We start from the raw sequence: 15,869 nt of genomic DNA, 5'->3' as shown, positions 1-15,869 counted from the left end.
AGAAGGAGAAGTCATGAAGTACGTCATCCTGATCCACTCGAACCCGCAGCCGTGGGGTCACCCGACCGGTGACTTCATCGCCGAGAGCCAGGCTCAGCCGGCCGCGCAGCGCGAGCAGCAGAACGCCGAGTTCGAGGCCGTCCTCACCGAGATGCAGGAGTCGGGCGAACTCGTCACGGGCGAGGCGCTGGGCGATCCGAGCACGTCCCGCCTGTTCCGGTGGAACGCGGGGGCCCCGGTCGTCACCGACGGCCCGTACTCGGAGTTCAAGGAGCACCTCGCCGGGTTCTTCCTGATCGACGTGGTGGACCAGGCCCGGGCCGAGGAGATCACCTCGAAGTTCTCCGGCCCAGGCGAGACCGTCGAACTGCGGCCCGCGATGTGGCCCGGCGGTGACGATCAGTGAGCCGTTCGAGGACGTGTGGCGCCGCGAGGTGCCGCACGTCCTCGGGGCGCTGGTACGCCGCTACGGCGACTTCGCGGCCTGCGAGGATGCCGTCCAGGAGGCCCTCCTGGCGGCGTCGCAACAGTGGCAGCCCGGGGCGGGGCCCGACAGCCCGCGTGGCTGGCTGCTGCGGGTCGCCTCCCGGCGGCTGATCGACGCCCACCGGTCCGAGACCGCCCGCACGGCGCGCGAGATGCGCGCGGCCGTCCGGGACCGTGTCGACACCGAACACGCTCCGGCCGCCGATCAGGAGATGACCGGCCCCGTTGCCGGGATCGCACTCGGCGCCGGGACGGCGGAGGACGACCAGGCGGGTGGGACCGGTCCGGAGGGTCACGATCCCGAGACCCTCCACCTGCTCCTGCTCTGCGCGCACCCGGCCCTGACCCCCACGGCGCAGGCCGCGCTCACCCTGCGGGCCGTCGGCGGGCTCACCACCGACCAGATCGCCTCGGCGTTCCTGGTTCCGTCGGCCACCATGGGCCAACGCATCAGCCGCGCGAAGGCGACGCTCGCGGCGGCGGGCGCGCGGTTCGCCGCACCCACGGCGAGCGACCTGCCGGACCGCCTCACCGCCGTCGGGCAGGTGCTCTACCTGATCTTCAACGAGGGCTACACCGCCAGCTCGGGCGAGCGGCTCATGGACGTCGCGCTCGCGAGCGAGGCGATCCGGCTCACTCGCGAGCTGCGCGCCGTGGTCCCCGACCACGCCGAAACTGCCGGGTTGCTCGCGCTGATGCTGCTCACGCAGTCCCGGGCGGCCACGCGCGTCGACGCCGGCGGCGACCTGGTGCCGCTCGAACACCAGGACAGGTCCCGGTGGGACCGCACCATGATCGCCGAGGCGACGTCGATCCTGGAGGTCGTGCTGCCACACGCCACCGTGGGGCCCTACCAGCTCCAGGCCGCGATCGCCGCCGTGCACGCCGAGGCGCCCACGTGGGCGGACACGGACTGGCTGCAGATTGTGATCCTCTACCGGATGCTCGACGGGATCGCGCCCGGCCCGACGGTCCGGCTGAATCTGGCCGTCGCCGTCGGGATGGCGCACGACCCGGCCGCGGGACTTGAGGTGCTCGAGCCGCTGCGGGATGATCCCGCCCTCCGGCGCGGCCACCGGATCCACGCGGTGCGCGCGCACCTGCTGGAGATGGTCGGGGACCGCCGGGCGGCGCGCGAGGAGTACCTCACGGCGGCCCGGATGAGCACGAGCGTGCCCGAGCAGCGGTACCTGAACGCACGCGCCCACCGCCTGATCTGACCGCCGGGGGCCGGGGCTCAGGCAGTGGCGGCGGCGCGGGCGGCCACGAACGCGGCCACACAGGTCTCCACGTCCTCGGGGCTGTGTGCCGCGGACAGCTGGACGCGGATCCGGGCCTTCTCGCGCGGTACCACCGGGAAGCTGAACGCGGTGACGTAGACGCCGTGGTCGAGCATCAGCGCGGCGACCCGGGAGGCGAGCACGGCATCGCCGAACATCACCGGCACGATCGGGTGCTCGCCGTCGAGCAGGTCGAAGCCCTCCTCGGTCATCCGGCGCCGGAACGCCTCGGCGTTGGCGAACAGGCGCGTCCGCAGGTCCGCGCTGCCGGCCACCAGGTCCAGCGCGCGCAGCGTCGCGGCCACGATCGACGGCGCCAGCGAGTTCGAGAACAGGTACGGGCGCGCGCGCTGGCGGAGCAGGTCCACGATCTCGGCGCGGCCGGAGACGTACCCGCCGGACGCGCCGCCGAGGGCCTTGCCGAACGTGCCGGTGTAGATGTCGATCCGGCTCCCGACGCCCGCGTGCTCGGGGGTGCCGGCGCCGGTGGCGCCCATGAACCCGACGGCGTGGGAGTCGTCGACCATGACCAGCGCGCCGTAGGCGTCGGCGAGGTCGCAGATCGCGGCGAGCGGGGCGAGGTAACCATCCATGGAGAACACGCCGTCGGTGACGATGATGGTCCGGCGTGCCCCGCCGTCACCCTGGGCCCTGGCCGCCCGGAGCTGGGCCTCGAGGTCGGCCATGTCACGGTTGCGGTAGCGGTACCGGACCGCCTTGGACAGGCGGATCCCGTCGATGATCGAGGCGTGGTTCAGCTCATCGGAGATGATCGCGTCCTGTGGCCCGAAGAGGGACTCGAACACGCCGCCGTTGGCGTCGAAGCAGGATGAGAACAGGATTGTGGCGTCGGTGCCGAGGAACTCCGAGACCCGGCGCTCCAGGGTGAGGTGGGTGTCCTGGGTGCCGCAGATGAACCGCACGGACGCCATCCCGAAGCCGCGATCGTCCAGTGCCTGCTTCGCGGCGGCGATGATCTCCGGGTGGTCGGCCAGGCCCAGGTAGTTGTTCGCGCAGAAGTTCAGCACGTCACGCGGGGGTCCGCCGGCCGCGGCGCTGATGTGCGCGGACTGCGGGCTGGTGATCTCCCGCTCCTGCTTGTACAGGCCGGCCTCGCGGAGCTCGGCGAGCTCGCCGGTCAGATCGCTGGAGAACGTGAACATGGTGCCTCCTACCTGGAAGGTGTCTGTGCGGGTGTCCGACGTGCCTAGTCGAACACGGTCCAGTCGAGCACGACCTTGCCCGAGGTGCCGCCGGCGGCGACCTCGAAGCCGTGCTCCCACCGGGTCGCGGGCAGCCGGTCGGTGATCACGCTGGAGATCGCGTTGTGCAGCCGCGGGCTCGAGGAGAGCATCGCGGCCATCGTGTTCCACGTCTCGAACATCTCCCGGCCGTAGATGCCCTGGAGCGTGAGCATGTGCGTGACCACGATGGACCAGTCGATGTCGATCGGGGTGCTCGGCAGCCCGAGCATCGCGATCCGGCCACCGTGGTTCATGTTCCGGATCATCTCCGGCAGGGCTGCGGCGTGCCCGGACATCTCCAGGCCGACGTCGAAGCCCTCCTTCAGGCGCAGCTGGCGCTGGGCGTCGGCGATCGGCGTGGTGGCCACGTTGAGGGCCAGGTCGACGCCCATGTGCCGGGCCAGTTCCAGGCGCGGCTCGGACACGTCGGTGATCGCGATGTACCGGGCCCCGACGTGCCTGACCACGGCCGCAGCCATCAGCCCGATCGGCCCGGCGCCGGTGATCAGCACGTCCTCGCCGACCACCGAGAACTTCAGGGCTGTGTGCACGGCGTTGCCGAACGGGTCGAAGATCGCGCCGAGGTCCGGGCCGATCACCTCGGGTCCCGGGTGCACCCAGACGTTCTCCTCGGGGATCACCACGTACTGAGCGAACGCACCGTTGCGCTGGACCCCGACGCTGGCCGTGTGGATGCAGAGCTGGCGCCGGCCGGCTCGGCAGTTGCGACAGATCCCGCACACCACGTGACCCTCGCCGGACACCCGGTCACCCGGGCGGACCTCGCGGACGTCGGCACCGACCTCGACCACCTCGCCGTAGAACTCGTGGCCCGGGATCAGTGGGGCGGCGACGGCGCCGGCGGCCCAGGTGTCCCAGTTCAGGATGTGCAGGTCGGTGCCGCAGATCCCGGTGGTCAGTACCCGGATCTTCACGTCCCGCGAACCGGGCTCCGGCTCGGGTGCATCGACCAGGTCCAGGCCCGCGTGTGGGCCGGCCTTGAGCAGCGCCTTCATCTGCACCGATCCCTTCGGTTCTCGTCTCGGATGGTGGAACGGTAACAGGGGAACGGGCTCCGGTAGGTTCGGCCCCATGACGCTGCAGGGGGCCGGCGGGCCGGGCGCTCACGGGCACTACCCGGCGCCCACCGTGAAGACCTCGACCAAGGGGCCGAAGATCCTCACGGTCGCCGGGATCGGCTGCCTCGCGATCGTGATAGCGATCGTGTGTGTCGTCGTCTTCGCATTCACGTGGAACCAGTCGGTGCTGTCCACCAACGGGTCCCCGGGGCCGACCGTCACGCTGGCGGTCGACGCGCCCGGTGAAGGGCTGGCGGAGGTGACCACCACCGATCGGCAGCGGGTCTACCTCACCTATCCCACGGGTGACCCGGCGCCCGGGCTGGACGGTGAGATCGTCGTCCACGCCCCGACCGGGCAGACCGTCGAGGTCCTGGTGCCCGATGGCGGCAGCGAGGTGAGCGAGGGCGGCACGACCGCCCACCTCATCGGCCTCTTCGACCCGACCGCCCCCGGCGAGTACCGGATCGAGGTTCCCGCTACCGCAGACGGCTCCGCGGCCACCGTGCTCATACAACCCACCACCAGCGACTACGAGGGTTTCGGCCAGGTCGTCTTCGCCGTGATCGCGATCCCGGTCGCGATCTTCCTTGGCGCGGTCGGTGTCGTGATGAGCATCTGCGGCGGCATCTGGTGGAACCGGCGTGCGGTCGCACGCCGACACCTCAGCGGCGGCGGCTCCGGCCGGCATCCCTGAGCCATTTCAGAACGACCGGGAATCACCGCCGCCTACGCTGGGCGCCATGAGCACGCCCCCGGTCAAGACAGCCGTACGCGGTCCCATCATCCTGACGGTGACCGGCGCGGTCGTGCTGATCGCCGCCATCGTCATCGGGGTGATCGTGGTGCGGCTGTTCCTGTCCGTGCTGCCGCTCGGTCTCGTGGGCTCCGACGGTGGTCCCGGCCCGGATGCGGCCGGCGGCGCCGAGGTGCCCGGGACCCTCACCCTCGACCTCGAGGCGGACTCCACGTACGTGGTCCTGCTCAGCTACCCGAGCAACGCGCCGGAGCCCGAACTCAGCGACTCGGTCACGGTCATCGGTCCCGATGGCGAGCCGGCGGCTCCCGCAGCCGGCGCGTCCCTGACGGTCACCACCGGTGGTGTCAGCGCGCGTGACATCGAGTACGTCCAGACCGGTGCGGCCGGGCCGTACACGATCGAGGTGCCCCCGCTCGCCGACCCGGCTGCCACGCCCTGGGCCCGCATCGTCGTTGCCGAGGTGGACGCGCTGCCCGGCTTCTTCGCGGGGGTCGCCGGCAGCATCGCGGGGGTCTTCCTGGTGTTCGGGCTCGGGATCGCCGGCGTCGCGATGGTCATCGGGGGCGCGGTGTGGTGGTCCAGCCGGGCCCGGGCCGGTCGCGCGCAGGCTGCCGGGCCGGGCCAGGGCGGATACCCGTCGGGTAGGTTCGGCCCATGACACAGCCGTGGCAGGGCCCGTACACCCCGGAGCCCTACCGTCCGCTGCCGGTGAACACCTCGACAACCGGACCGAAGGTCGTCACCTTCATCGGGATCGGCTGCCTGGTGCTCACGATCGCGATCGTGGCGCTCATGGTGTGGGCGTTCGCGAGCCTCTCGTCCAACGGCGACACCGAGTTCTACTGGTGGCTCGGCATCTCCGGTGCCGCGTTCGCGATCCCGGCCGCCATCCTGCTCGGAATCACCGGGCTCGGCCTGAGCATCGGCGGGGGCATCATGTGGGCAGTCCGGGCACAGGCCCGGCAGGCCTACGGCACCCAGGCGGACCACCCCGGCCCGCCGCCGGGCGGATACCCGCCCTTGTAGAGGTTCGCCGATACGCTCGCTCTCATGGCCGACCTGCATGATCTGACCGCACTCGAACTGGCCGCCGCGATCCGGTCCGGCCAGACGTCGCCGACCGAGGTCCTCGACCACACGCTGGACCGGATGGCCGCGCTCGACGAGACGGTCGGGGCGTTCATCACCCGCACCCCCGACCTCGCTCGCGAGCAGGCCCGCGCGGCGGAAGGACTCCTGGCCGCGGGCCGCGACGATCCCGGCACGCTGCCGCCGCTGCTCGGGGTGCCCTGCCCGATCAAGGACCTGAACCTGGTGGCCGGGGTACCGACCAGCTTCGGAAGCGCCGCGCTCGCCGGCTACCTCCCGGACGTCGATGACGGCGTCGTGATCCGGCTGCGCGAGGCCGGCACCATCATGGTCGGCAAGACCAACACCCCGGAGATCGGCCTGCCCAGCTACACCCAGCCGGACATCGCGCCGCCCGCGCGCACCCCGTGGGACCTGACCCGCTCCGCGGGCGGGTCGTCCGGCGGGGCGGCTGCGGCCGTCGCCTCCCGGATCGTGCCGATGGCCCAAGGGTCCGACGGCGGAGGCTCGATCCGTATTCCGGCTGCGGCGTGCGGGCTGGTCGGGTTGAAGCCCAGCCGGGGCCGGATCAGCACTGGTCCGTACGGCGTGCCCGGCCCGGGCCTGGGGACGAACGGCGTCCTCACCCGGGATGTCCGGGACACCGCGGCCGCGCTCGACGTGCTCGCCGTCGGCTGGCCGGGCGACACCTACTCCCTGCCACTGCCCGACGGCGGCTTCCTCGCCGCGTGCGACGCGGACCCGGGTGCCCTACGGATCGGTGTGCTCACCCAGCCGATCATCACCCCGGACGCACCGGTGCACGCCGAGGCGATCCGCGCCGTCGACCACGCCGTCCGGGTCCTGGAAGGGCTCGGACACCACGTGGACACCGCGCCCGTGCCGTTCCCCGCCGAGAAGTGGGAGCCGTTCCGGGACTTGTGGTCGGTGCTCGCGGCGAGCGCCCCGATCCCGCCCGAGCGCGAGCACCTGCTCGTCCCGTTGAGCCGCTGGATGCGCGAGCGGGGCCGCGGGGTCAGCGGCATCACGTACGCGAACGCCGTCAGTGCCGGCCAGCAGCTCACCCGCGATGCCGCCCGTACCTGGGCCGAGTTCGACGTGATCCTGATGCCGTCCCTGGCCCAGCCCGCGGAACTGGTGGGCAGTTCCCGCAACGACGACGACCCGGCCGCCGACTTCGAGGCGCAGATGGCGTTCACCCCGTGGACGAGCACCTGGAACATCATCGGGGCGCCGGCGATCTCGGTGCCGCTGCACTGGGCACCGGTGGAACCGGACGGACCGGTGCTGCCGTTCGGCGTCACGCTCGGCGCCCGCACCGGGCGCGAGGACCTGCTGCTCGCGCTCGCGGCCACGATCGAGCGCGCCGAGCCGTGGCTCGACCGCGTGCCCCCGATGGGCTGAGCGGCACCGCCGAACCCACGCTCCGCCGTCGGGCAGTAGTGCCCATACCCACGCACCCGGCTTTTCCAATTGATTGGTAAACTCCGGACAAACATCCGTCCTAAACCAGCAAGGCAGCGCACATGCTCGTATTCCTGATCATCGGCGGGGTCGGTATCGCCCTGCTCGTGGTCTCGCTCCTCCTCGGTGAGGTTCTCGACGGGCTCTTCGACGGGATCGGCGGGGACCTGTTCTCCGGGGCCGCGCTGGCCGGGTTCCTCGGCGTGTTCGGGTTCGCCGGTGCGCTCACGCTCAGCCTGACCGATTCGGTGGGTCTGTCGATCCTGTTCGGCCTGCTCGCGGGCGGTGTCGTCGGGTCGTTGACGGGCTGGGCGACCCTCAAACTCAGGGAGGGTGGCGACGAGGCGAACGTCCGCACGGGTGATCTCGTGGGGTCGAAGGCGTCCGTGGTCACCGCGATCCCGGAGGGCGGATACGGCGAGATCACGCTGGTGGTCGCCGGCCACATCACCCGCCTGAACGCTCGGGCACCTGGACCGGTCCGGTCCGGGGCCGCGGTCACCATCACCGCGGTGCTCTCCGCGACCGCCGTGATGGTCGAGGCGGACCTGCCCACCAACCCCTATCCGTATCCGTAGTCCGAAGCACCCCAGCAAAACGTAGTTCCGACCAGTACATCCATCGGGCCGGGCGAAACAGACGCGCCGGTCCCACGCCAGACGACCCGAAGGAAGATTCGCATGGACTTTGCTTCCCCAATCGTGCTCGTGATCGCCATCGTGGTGGTGATCGTGCTCATCGGTGGCCTCATCAGCTCGCGGTACAAGGTCGCCGGACCGGACCAGGCCTTCATCGTCACCGGCCGCAAGGGCAAGGCCGTCAAGAACCCCGAGACCGGAGTCATCTCCACCGACCTGTCCGGCCAGAAGGTCGTCATGGGTGGCGGTGTCTTCGTCTGGCCGTTCGTGCAGCGGATCCACACCCTCGACCTGTCCAGCCGCCGCATCATGGTCCAGATCCGGGGCGCGGTCTCCGGTCAGGGCATCAAGCTGAACCTCGACGGCGTCGCGATCGTCAAGGTCGGCGGCAACGTGGACTCCATCCGTGCCGGCGCGCAGCGCTTCCTGAGCCAGCAGAACGAGATCGACATCTTCACGCAGGAGACCCTCGCGGGTTCGCTGCGGTCGATCGTCGGCTCGCTCTCCGTTGAACAGATCATCCGCGACCGCGCGGCGTTCGCGCAGCGGGTCGCCGACGAGGCCGAGTCCTCCCTCACCGGGCAGGGCCTGGTGCTGGACACGTTCCAGATCCAGGACATCACCGACGACGGCTCCTACCTCGCCGACCTCGGTCGCCCCGAGTCCGCCAAGCTCCAGCGCATCGCCTCCGTGGCCGAGGCGGAGGCCCGCCAGGCCGCCGAGCAGGCCCGGATCAAGGCCGAGGAGGAGATCGCGATCGCGCAGCGGACCCTGGCCCTGAAGCAGGCCGAGATCCGCTCCGAGACCGACGCCGCGCAGGCGCAGGCCGCCGCGTCCGGCCCGCTCGCCCAGGCCGACCGGGACCAGGCCATCCTCGCCGAGCAGGAGAAGGTGGCCGTGCGGCAGGCGGCGCTGAAGGAGCGCCAGCTCGACACCGAGGTCCGCAAGCCGGCCGACGCCGAGCGGTACCGGGTGGAGACGGCCGCCGAGGCGAACCGCAACGCGGAGATCTTCGAGGCCGAGGCGAACAAGGCAGCGGCCATCGCCGCCGCCGAGGCCGAGTCCGAGAAGTCCCGCCTGGTCGGTGTCGGTGAGAAGTCCCGCCGGTCCGCCCTGGCCGAGGCCGAGGCGATCGAGGGTCAGAACCGCGGTGCGGCCGAGAAGGCGCGCCGTGTGGCAGAGGCCGAGGCGACCCGCGCAGAGGGTGACGCCGAGGCGGCCGCGATCCTGGCCAAGGGTCACGCCGAGGCCGAGGCGATGGACAAGCGTGCCGACGCGTTCGCCCGATACAACGACGCGGCCGTGCTGCAGATGCTGGTGGAGGTGCTCCCGCAGATCGCCCACGAGGTGGCCGCGCCGATGGCCAACATCGACAAGCTCACGGTGGTCTCCACCGACGGCGCCGGCGCGCTGCCGAAGCAGGTCACGAACAACATGGTCCAGACCATGGAGCTGCTGAAGAACACCACGGGCATCGACATCAACGCGCTCCTGGAGTCGTTCGCCGTCAAGATCACCCCGGACGGTGTGGAGCCGACCGACGAGGAACCCGCACGGGGCATCGTCCGGCAGGTTCCCACGGAGACCGACGGCGTCGGATCCCTCTGATCGGCCCGACCGGTCCGGTCACCGGCTGACGCGAAGGGCGGGCACCGACACGGTGCCCGCCCTTCGTGCGTCCGCGCTCGGCCGGATCTAGTCCTCGGTGTCGGGCGTCGCGGTCCGCTTCGGCTTGGCGTCGGTCTTGCCGGACCCGCCGAGCATGCTCTCGACGTCCGTGCTGGAGGGTTCCCGCGCGGCCTCACGGCGGGCCCGGAACCCGGCAGTGCGCCCCGCGGCCTCATCGGCCCGGCGCCGGCGCCGGCTCAGCCAGGTCAGGAGCACCGCGGCCGCGATGATCACGATGAGGGCCGGCACGATGAACCCGATCCGTTGCAGGAGCGGCGTGGTGGGGGCCGGGCCGACGGCGTGCATCGAGGTGGTGCCGGGCCCCAGTTCCCAGGTGACGGTATCGCCCGAGAGGGTGCCGTCGTGCTCGGTCACGCCACGGGGGAACGTCACGGACATGCGCACCGACCACGGGACCTCACCGGCCTCCTCACCGAGCACGGTGGGATCCAGTTCGGAGAAGTCACCGGTGACCACGTAGGTGCTGCCCACCCGTTCGATCCGGAGTGCATCGGAGGTGGCGGACCGGACCCGCTCGATCGGCACGTCCGTCAGCGTCATGCGGACCCCGGCGAACTCGCCGTCGTCGTAGCGCTCCCCGCTCACGCCGGAGTCGGGCGCCGCGGCCAGTTCCTCCTCGATCGAGTCGACCAGGCCCTCGGGGTCCTGACCGCTCGAGATCGCCCACGCGGTGCTGAACGCCACGAGGACCTCCCCGGAGACGGTGTCGCCGTCGTTGATCTGGAGGTCGCCGTCGATCTTCAGACAGCCCGTCAGCAGGGCCAGGCCGCCGAGGGCCACGAGCAGGCGCAGGAGGGTCTTCGTCACCGTACGAGTCTGGCATCGAAACCTGGTGAGTGACGTTCTGCAAAGGCTTGTGATGATCTCGTCGACGAGATCCAGCACCGTGAACCGACGGGTTGCCACCGATCGCATCCGGCCGATGCGCGACCCAGGCACGTTTTGACCTGGTGATCGCGCCGATCGCCGACACGCCGCGCGGAGCCGTCGGTTCGGTTCAGCCCGGGCAGGCCATCACCGCGCGCAACCGCTGCGCGTGGGCCGCGGCATCGCCGTCGTCGGCGTACTTCGTCCGGGGCCAGAAGAACCCGCGCAGCCCGTCGCCCTTGGTGCGCGGCACCACGTGGGCGTGCAGGTGCGGCACGGACTGGCTGACCACGTTGTTCATCGCCACGAACGTGCCCTGCGCGCCGAATGCGGCCGGCACCGCGGCGGCGACCCGTTGCACCGCCGTCAGGAACGGCTCGGCCAACGCCGTCGGGAGGTCCGTCAGGGTGACCACGTGCCGGGTCGGGACCACGAGCGTGTGCCCCTTGAACAACGGGCGGATGTCGAGGAACGCGACCGTGTCCTCGGTGCGGGCGACGACGTGCGCGTCCTCGGTGCCGGCGACGATGCGGCAGAACAGGCAGCCACCGGCGTCCGGCGCGCCGGCGGACCGATCCGCGCCGGTCTGCGCGGGGCTCATCGGGCTCGCCACTCCTCGGCCAGCAGGGCGTAGCCATAGCCGTCCATCCAGCCGCCGGTGCGGTGCAACGAGTCACCCACGTTGTGACTCTCGCGGCGCATCCCGACCCGCTCCATCAGCCGCCAGGACGGCGCGTTCTCCGCGAAGCAGAGCGCGACGACCCGCCGCAGGCCGAGCCCTTCGAAACAGATCCGGATCAGCGCGGTCACGGCCTCGGTGGCGTAGCCGTGGCCCTGGTGGGCCGGGTCCATGCTCCAGCCGAGCTCCGCCTGGACCTCCTTGGCGTCGGCGGCCACCTCGGTCTGGGCCCAGGCGTCCTCAGGGGCGAGCATCAGGTCGCCGATGACCTGCCCGTCACGCTCGATCATGAGGGTCTTGGCGAGGCGGCTGGGTTCGGTGAAGGACGCGGTGAAGCCCTCCTCGTCGGCGTGCAGCGTGGTCATCCAGCGGGCTACCTCCTCAAGGCGCCGGTACGCCCAGGCGCTCGGGGCATCCGCGGCGGTGGCCGGCCTGATGAGCAGGTGCTCCGTCCGGACCGGCCAGGTGAGGTTGTGGAGTGGGGAACTCATGGCGGCCATCCTGCCGTACCTAGCTCGGGTCGGACTGGAGCATTTCGGCGACCGCGCGGCCTTGGACCGGCGTGATCTCGTGCGGGCCGAGCAGCGTCTCGTAGCGCACATGGCGACGGTTGCGACGCGCGATCGCCTTCAGGTTCCGCTTGATCACGAACACATCGAGACGCCCGTAGACGAGCAGGGTGGGCACGGGCAGCCCCATCAGGTCGCGGTAGGTGCGCGTCTGCATGATCGTGTGCTGCAGGCTGGACCGGAACGCCGGCCAGGTCTCCTCGGTGATCTCCATCCCCTTCACCAGTGGCGCGAACACGTCGAGCCCCTTCGCGGCGGTGATCGTCAGGTCCGGGCTGTCGGCGATGGCGTTGAAGATCGCCGAGTAGCGGTCCTCGGCGACCCGGCTGCGGAAGCGACGCCGGGTGCGCCGGATCCGGCGGAACGTCGGTGCCCCGAGCAGCACCAGGCGGCTGACGAGATCGGGGCGCTTGCGGGCCACCTCAGCCGCGACGATGCAGCCCATCGAGTGGCCCGCGACCACGGCCGTGCTCACGCCGAGCTCGTCGAGGGTGGCGATCACGGCATCCGCGTGCTGCCCTGGCGTGTAGTCGACCTGTGGCTTCGGTGCGTCGCCGAAGCCGAGCAGATCCGGCGCGATGATGCGGTTGCGGCTCTCGTCGATCTCCCGGAGCACGTACGTCCAGCTCTCGTGGTTGTTGCCGAGGCCATGCAGCAGCACGAGCGCCGGCCCATTGCCCCGGTCGACCTTCACTGGGAGCGTGGGAGCAGTCATCACGGGCCTTCTCGGTCGGACCGCGCGGCGGCGGACGCAGGGAGCAGTTCGCCGCTCATCGTAAGGGGCCGCCCGGTGACGCCGCCGCTGCCGCCCCGGATGCTCGCCGTGCGGTGTTGCCCGACGAGACCGCCGAAGCGCCGCGGAGCACAGGCCCCGGTTACGCTGGGACCGTCGGGTGATGGCGCCCGGGCAGGGGGTGGATCGTGGATCGAAGCGCATGGGCCGCGTGGCCGAGCGGTTCCGACCCGATCGAGTTGGAGCGGGACGTGCACCGCGCCCGGGAGGTCTTCCTGACCACCGGTGCTCCCACCCCCGGCGTGCGCCGGCTCGTCCTGGAGTCCTGGCGCCGGTCCCTGCGCTCCGGGGTGGACCCGGACCGGGCCCTGCCGCGGGCGGACATCGCCGGTGCGGATCTGGCGGGCTACCGGCGCGAGCACCGGCTCTCCCTTGCGATCCCGGTGATCCGCCGGCTGCTGATGGACGGGCTCGGCTCCGACGGGATGGTCGTCGCTCTCGGGGACACCCGTGGGCGGCTGCTGTGGATCGAGGGGGACCGGGCGGCCCGCGCGGCGCTGGAGGGGATCGGCTTCGCGGAGGGCGCGAACTGGGCCGAGAACGCCACCGGAACCTCGGCGCCGGGGATCGCCCTGGCCCTGGACCACGAGGTGCAGGTGTTCGGCGCCGAGCACTTCGCGACGTCGATCCAGCCGTGGAGCTGCACGGCCGCACCGGTGCACGACCCGCGCACCGGGCAGCCCCTCGGGCTCCTGGACATCACCGGCGGCCCTTCGGTGGCAGCGCCGCACATGCTCGCGCTGATCCGGGCCACGATCGCCGCGATCGAGGTGGAGCTGCTGGCCGCACCGCTTCGTGAGCCGGCCGTCCGCGAGGTCGACCTGCGCGTGCTCGGGCGCCGCCGGGCCGGCCTGCGCCGCGGGCACGAGTGGGTGGACCTGTCCGCCCGGCACGGCGAGATCGTCCTGGTCCTCAGCGAGTCCACGGAGCCGCTCGGCGCCGCGGAGCTGGCGGCCGCGGTGTACGTCGAGGACACCGCGGAGGTCACCGTGCGGGCCGAGATCTCCCGGCTGCGCCGGGCGCTGCCCGGACTGCTGGCCGACGGCGGACCGTACCGGCTGCGCACGTCGTCCCGTTCCGATGTGGGACAGGTCCGTGACGCGATCCGCGCGGGGGACCTGACCGGGGCCCTCGCCGCCCACGGTGGGCCGGTGCTGCCCACGTCGGTCGCCCCCGCCGTTGAGGAGCTCCGCGCGGACCTGACCGGGCAGATTCGGTCCGCGGTGCTCGCGAGCTCCGACGCGGCGGCCGTGGAGCGGTGGACCTCGGACGCGTCCGGCCGCGACGACTGGGAGGCCTGGGCGCGCCTACGCGACCTCGTCCCGGCCGGCAGCGCGACCTGCCTGCGCGCGGACCTGCGCCTGGCGGCGCTCGACCTCGAGTTCGGGATCTGACCCGCCCGGGCTGATACCGCCGGCACCCCTGCCCTGGAACCACCCGAGCCTCCCCACCCAGCCCTACCCGTTGCGGTGTGGTTCCGACGTGCCGGGGACGTCGCAATCGCACCATTGACGCACAGGGGGCTGCCCGAGCGGCGTCGGTGCGTTGCAACGTGAATGCAACGCACCCGTTCGTAACGTGGCTCCCACGACCACCCGATGGCGGGTGGCGACCAGAACGCAAGGAGGCGCAGAGGTGACCGTCTACAGCGCACCGGGTCGTGAGGGCAGCCTGATGAGCTACCGCGACCGTTATGACCACTGGATCGGTGGCGAGTACGTACCGCCCGTTGGTGGCGAGTACTTCGAGAACGTGACGCCGGTGACCGGGCAGCCGTTCACCCAGGTGGCCCGCGGCACCGCGGAGGACATCGAGAAGGCCCTCGACGCGGCACACGCGGCCGCCAGGACCTGGAACAGGACCACGGCCGCCGAGCGCGCCGCGGTGCTGAACGCGATCGCGGACCGGATGGAGGAGAACCTCGAGAAGATCGCCGTCGCCGAGACCTGGGAGAACGGCAAGCCGGTCCGGGAGACCCTGGCCGCGGACATCCCGCTCGCGATCGACCATTTCCGCTACTTCGCGGCCGCCATCCGGGCCCAGGAGGAGCACGCCACCCAGATCGACAACGACACGGTGGCCTACCACTTCAAGGAACCCCTCGGCGTGGTCGGGCAGATCATCCCGTGGAACTTCCCGATCCTGATGGCCGTGTGGAAGCTCGCCCCGGCGCTCGCGGCCGGCAACACCGTGGTGCTCAAGCCCGCGGAGCAGACCCCCACCTCGATCCTGTACCTGATCGAGCTGCTCGGCGAGATTCTGCCCAAGGGCGTCATCAACGTCGTGAACGGGTTCGGCGCCGAGGCCGGCAAGCCGCTCGCGTCCAACCCGCGGATCGCGAAGATCGCATTCACGGGCGAGACCACCACCGGCCGGCTGATCATGCAGTACGCCAGCCAGAACCTGATCCCGGTCACCCTCGAACTCGGCGGCAAGAGCCCGAACGTGTTCTTCGAGGACGTCGCCGCCAAGACCGACGACGCGTACTACGACAAGGCGCTCGAGGGCTTCACCCTGTTCGCGCTGAACCAGGGCGAGGTCTGCACCTGCCCGTCCCGGGCGCTCATCCAGGAGTCCATCTACGACTCCTTCCTCGGCGACGCCATCGCGCGGACCGAGGCGATCGTGGCCGGCAACCCGCTGGACACCACCACGATGATCGGCGCGCAGGCCTCCAACGACCAACTCGAGAAGATCCTGTCCTACATCGACATCGGCAAGGCGGAGGGCGCGAAGCTGCTCACCGGAGGCGGCCGGGCGGACCTCGGCGGAGAACTGAGTGGCGGCTACTACGTGCAGCCGACCATCTTCGAGGGCAAGAACTCGATGCGGATCTTCCAGGAGGAGATCTTCGGGCCGGTGGTGTCGGTGACCTCGTTCGCCGACTACGACGACGCGATCGCAACCGCGAACGACACCCTGTACGGCCTCGGCGCCGGCGTCTGGAGCCGCAGCGGCAACGTCGCCTACCGGGCCGGCCGGGACATCCAGGCCGGCCGGGTCTGGACGAACAACTACCACGCCTACCCCGCGGGGGCCGCGTTCGGTGGTTACAAGAACTCGGGCATCGGGCGGGAGAACCACCAGATGATGCTCGACCATTACCAGCAGACGAAGAACCTGCTGGTGTCCTACAGCGAGAACAAGCTCGGATTCTTCTGAGCGGACCCGCTGCGCCCCACGTCCGGGCACCGGTGGTCCCGTCCCCACCGGTGTCCGGACGGCTCGCATC

16 protein-coding genes are annotated in these 15,869 nt (G+C 71.2%); 10 read left to right on the top strand and 6 right to left on the bottom strand.

Annotated elements, in window-relative coordinates; genetic code table 11:
• Positions 1-13 precede the first annotated feature (13 nt).
• Both KCQ71_RS19810 and KCQ71_RS19805 read left to right on the top strand, forming a co-directional pair.
• Entirely contained in the window at positions 14-406 is a 393-nt protein-coding gene (locus KCQ71_RS19810; protein ID WP_223409156.1) for a YciI family protein, read from the top strand.
• Positions 393-1,706, top strand: a complete 1,314-nt coding sequence (locus KCQ71_RS19805; protein WP_223409154.1) for an RNA polymerase sigma factor — start codon at positions 393-395, stop codon at positions 1,704-1,706. The genes KCQ71_RS19810 and KCQ71_RS19805 overlap by 14 nt, the downstream gene beginning before the upstream one ends.
• A 17-nt stretch (positions 1,707-1,723) precedes the next feature.
• On the opposite strand, the gene KCQ71_RS19800 is transcribed toward KCQ71_RS19805, so the two are convergent.
• On the bottom strand, positions 1,724-2,929 hold the full coding sequence (locus KCQ71_RS19800) for a glycine C-acetyltransferase (RefSeq protein WP_223409152.1): 1,206 nt from the start codon (positions 2,927-2,929) through the stop codon (positions 1,724-1,726).
• Positions 2,930-2,973: 44 nt separating this feature from the next.
• On the bottom strand, positions 2,974-4,026 hold the full coding sequence (tdh, locus tag KCQ71_RS19795; protein ID WP_223409150.1) for an L-threonine 3-dehydrogenase: 1,053 nt from the start codon (positions 4,024-4,026) through the stop codon (positions 2,974-2,976).
• Between the two features lie 76 nt (positions 4,027-4,102).
• On the opposite strand from tdh, the gene KCQ71_RS19790 reads away from it, so the two are divergent.
• The 6 genes from KCQ71_RS19790 to KCQ71_RS19765 all read left to right on the top strand — a co-directional run bounded on the left by KCQ71_RS19790 (position 4,103) and on the right by KCQ71_RS19765 (position 9,648).
• Complete coding sequence (locus KCQ71_RS19790; protein ID WP_223409148.1) at positions 4,103-4,786, top strand: hypothetical protein; 684 nt, start codon at positions 4,103-4,105, stop codon at positions 4,784-4,786.
• A gap of 46 nt (positions 4,787-4,832) precedes the next feature.
• Positions 4,833-5,507: a hypothetical protein gene (locus KCQ71_RS19785; protein WP_223409146.1), complete on the top strand. Its 675-nt coding sequence runs from the start codon at positions 4,833-4,835 to the stop codon at positions 5,505-5,507.
• Positions 5,504-5,875 (top strand): hypothetical protein, encoded by a 372-nt coding sequence (locus tag KCQ71_RS19780; RefSeq protein ID WP_223409144.1) that lies wholly within the window; start codon positions 5,504-5,506, stop codon positions 5,873-5,875. The genes KCQ71_RS19785 and KCQ71_RS19780 overlap by 4 nt, the downstream gene beginning before the upstream one ends.
• Before the next feature lie 24 nt (positions 5,876-5,899).
• Positions 5,900-7,342 (top strand): amidase, encoded by a 1,443-nt coding sequence (locus KCQ71_RS19775; protein WP_223409142.1) that lies wholly within the window; start codon positions 5,900-5,902, stop codon positions 7,340-7,342.
• Positions 7,343-7,464: 122 nt separating this feature from the next.
• Positions 7,465-7,980 carry an NfeD C-terminal domain-containing protein gene (locus KCQ71_RS19770; protein ID WP_223409140.1) on the top strand — a complete coding sequence of 172 codons (516 nt, stop codon included), beginning with the start codon at positions 7,465-7,467 and terminating at the stop codon, positions 7,978-7,980.
• A gap of 102 nt (positions 7,981-8,082) precedes the next feature.
• The gene (locus KCQ71_RS19765) at positions 8,083-9,648 is read left to right on the top strand and encodes a flotillin family protein (RefSeq protein WP_223409138.1); all 1,566 of its coding nucleotides are present in this window, start codon (positions 8,083-8,085) and stop codon (positions 9,646-9,648) included.
• Positions 9,649-9,735: 87 nt separating this feature from the next.
• On the opposite strand, the gene KCQ71_RS19760 is transcribed toward KCQ71_RS19765, so the two are convergent.
• From KCQ71_RS19760 to KCQ71_RS19745, 4 genes are all read right to left on the bottom strand, one after another.
• Positions 9,736-10,536 carry an LppM family (lipo)protein gene (locus tag KCQ71_RS19760; protein WP_223409136.1) on the bottom strand — a complete coding sequence of 267 codons (801 nt, stop codon included), beginning with the start codon at positions 10,534-10,536 and terminating at the stop codon, positions 9,736-9,738.
• Positions 10,537-10,726: 190 nt separating this feature from the next.
• Entirely contained in the window at positions 10,727-11,197 is a 471-nt protein-coding gene (locus tag KCQ71_RS19755; RefSeq protein WP_223409134.1) for an HIT family protein, read from the bottom strand.
• Entirely contained in the window at positions 11,194-11,766 is a 573-nt protein-coding gene (locus tag KCQ71_RS19750; protein ID WP_223409133.1) for a GNAT family N-acetyltransferase, read from the bottom strand. The genes KCQ71_RS19755 and KCQ71_RS19750 overlap by 4 nt, the downstream gene beginning before the upstream one ends.
• Before the next feature lie 19 nt (positions 11,767-11,785).
• Positions 11,786-12,559 (bottom strand): alpha/beta fold hydrolase, encoded by a 774-nt coding sequence (locus KCQ71_RS19745; protein ID WP_223409132.1) that lies wholly within the window; start codon positions 12,557-12,559, stop codon positions 11,786-11,788.
• A 206-nt stretch (positions 12,560-12,765) separates the two neighbouring features.
• On the opposite strand from KCQ71_RS19745, the gene KCQ71_RS19740 reads away from it, so the two are divergent.
• Positions 12,766-14,031: a sigma-54-dependent transcriptional regulator family protein gene (locus KCQ71_RS19740; protein WP_223409131.1), complete on the top strand. Its 1,266-nt coding sequence runs from the start codon at positions 12,766-12,768 to the stop codon at positions 14,029-14,031.
• Between the two features lie 241 nt (positions 14,032-14,272).
• Positions 14,273-15,799 carry an acetaldehyde dehydrogenase ExaC gene (gene exaC, locus KCQ71_RS19735; RefSeq protein ID WP_223409130.1) on the top strand — a complete coding sequence of 509 codons (1,527 nt, stop codon included), beginning with the start codon at positions 14,273-14,275 and terminating at the stop codon, positions 15,797-15,799.
• Positions 15,800-15,869: the final 70 nt, after the last annotated feature.

Origin of the sequence: Occultella gossypii (assembly GCF_019947135.1) — a bacterium.
GTDB lineage: Bacteria > Actinomycetota > Actinomycetes > Actinomycetales > Beutenbergiaceae > Occultella > Occultella gossypii.
This window is presented reverse-complemented; position numbering and strand designations above follow the sequence as displayed.

Bases quoted from the DNA above. Each gene is read 5' to 3' on its own strand.
- KCQ71_RS19780 (WP_223409144.1), top strand. From the start codon at position 5,504: ATGACACAGCCGTGGCAGGGCCCGTACACCCCGGAGCCCTACCGTCCG.
- KCQ71_RS19790 (WP_223409148.1), top strand. From the start codon at position 4,103: ATGACGCTGCAGGGGGCCGGCGGGCCGGGCGCTCACGGGCACTACCCG.
- tdh (WP_223409150.1), bottom strand. From the start codon at position 4,026: ATGAAGGCGCTGCTCAAGGCCGGCCCACACGCGGGCCTGGACCTGGTC.
- KCQ71_RS19755 (WP_223409134.1), bottom strand. From the start codon at position 11,197: ATGAGCCCCGCGCAGACCGGCGCGGATCGGTCCGCCGGCGCGCCGGAC.
- KCQ71_RS19750 (WP_223409133.1), bottom strand. From the start codon at position 11,766: ATGAGTTCCCCACTCCACAACCTCACCTGGCCGGTCCGGACGGAGCAC.
- KCQ71_RS19775 (WP_223409142.1), top strand. From the start codon at position 5,900: ATGGCCGACCTGCATGATCTGACCGCACTCGAACTGGCCGCCGCGATC.
- KCQ71_RS19765 (WP_223409138.1), top strand. From the start codon at position 8,083: ATGGACTTTGCTTCCCCAATCGTGCTCGTGATCGCCATCGTGGTGGTG.
- KCQ71_RS19800 (WP_223409152.1), bottom strand. From the start codon at position 2,929: ATGTTCACGTTCTCCAGCGATCTGACCGGCGAGCTCGCCGAGCTCCGC.
- KCQ71_RS19810 (WP_223409156.1), top strand. From the start codon at position 14: ATGAAGTACGTCATCCTGATCCACTCGAACCCGCAGCCGTGGGGTCAC.
- KCQ71_RS19770 (WP_223409140.1), top strand. From the start codon at position 7,465: ATGCTCGTATTCCTGATCATCGGCGGGGTCGGTATCGCCCTGCTCGTG.
- KCQ71_RS19785 (WP_223409146.1), top strand. From the start codon at position 4,833: ATGAGCACGCCCCCGGTCAAGACAGCCGTACGCGGTCCCATCATCCTG.
- KCQ71_RS19745 (WP_223409132.1), bottom strand. From the start codon at position 12,559: ATGACTGCTCCCACGCTCCCAGTGAAGGTCGACCGGGGCAATGGGCCG.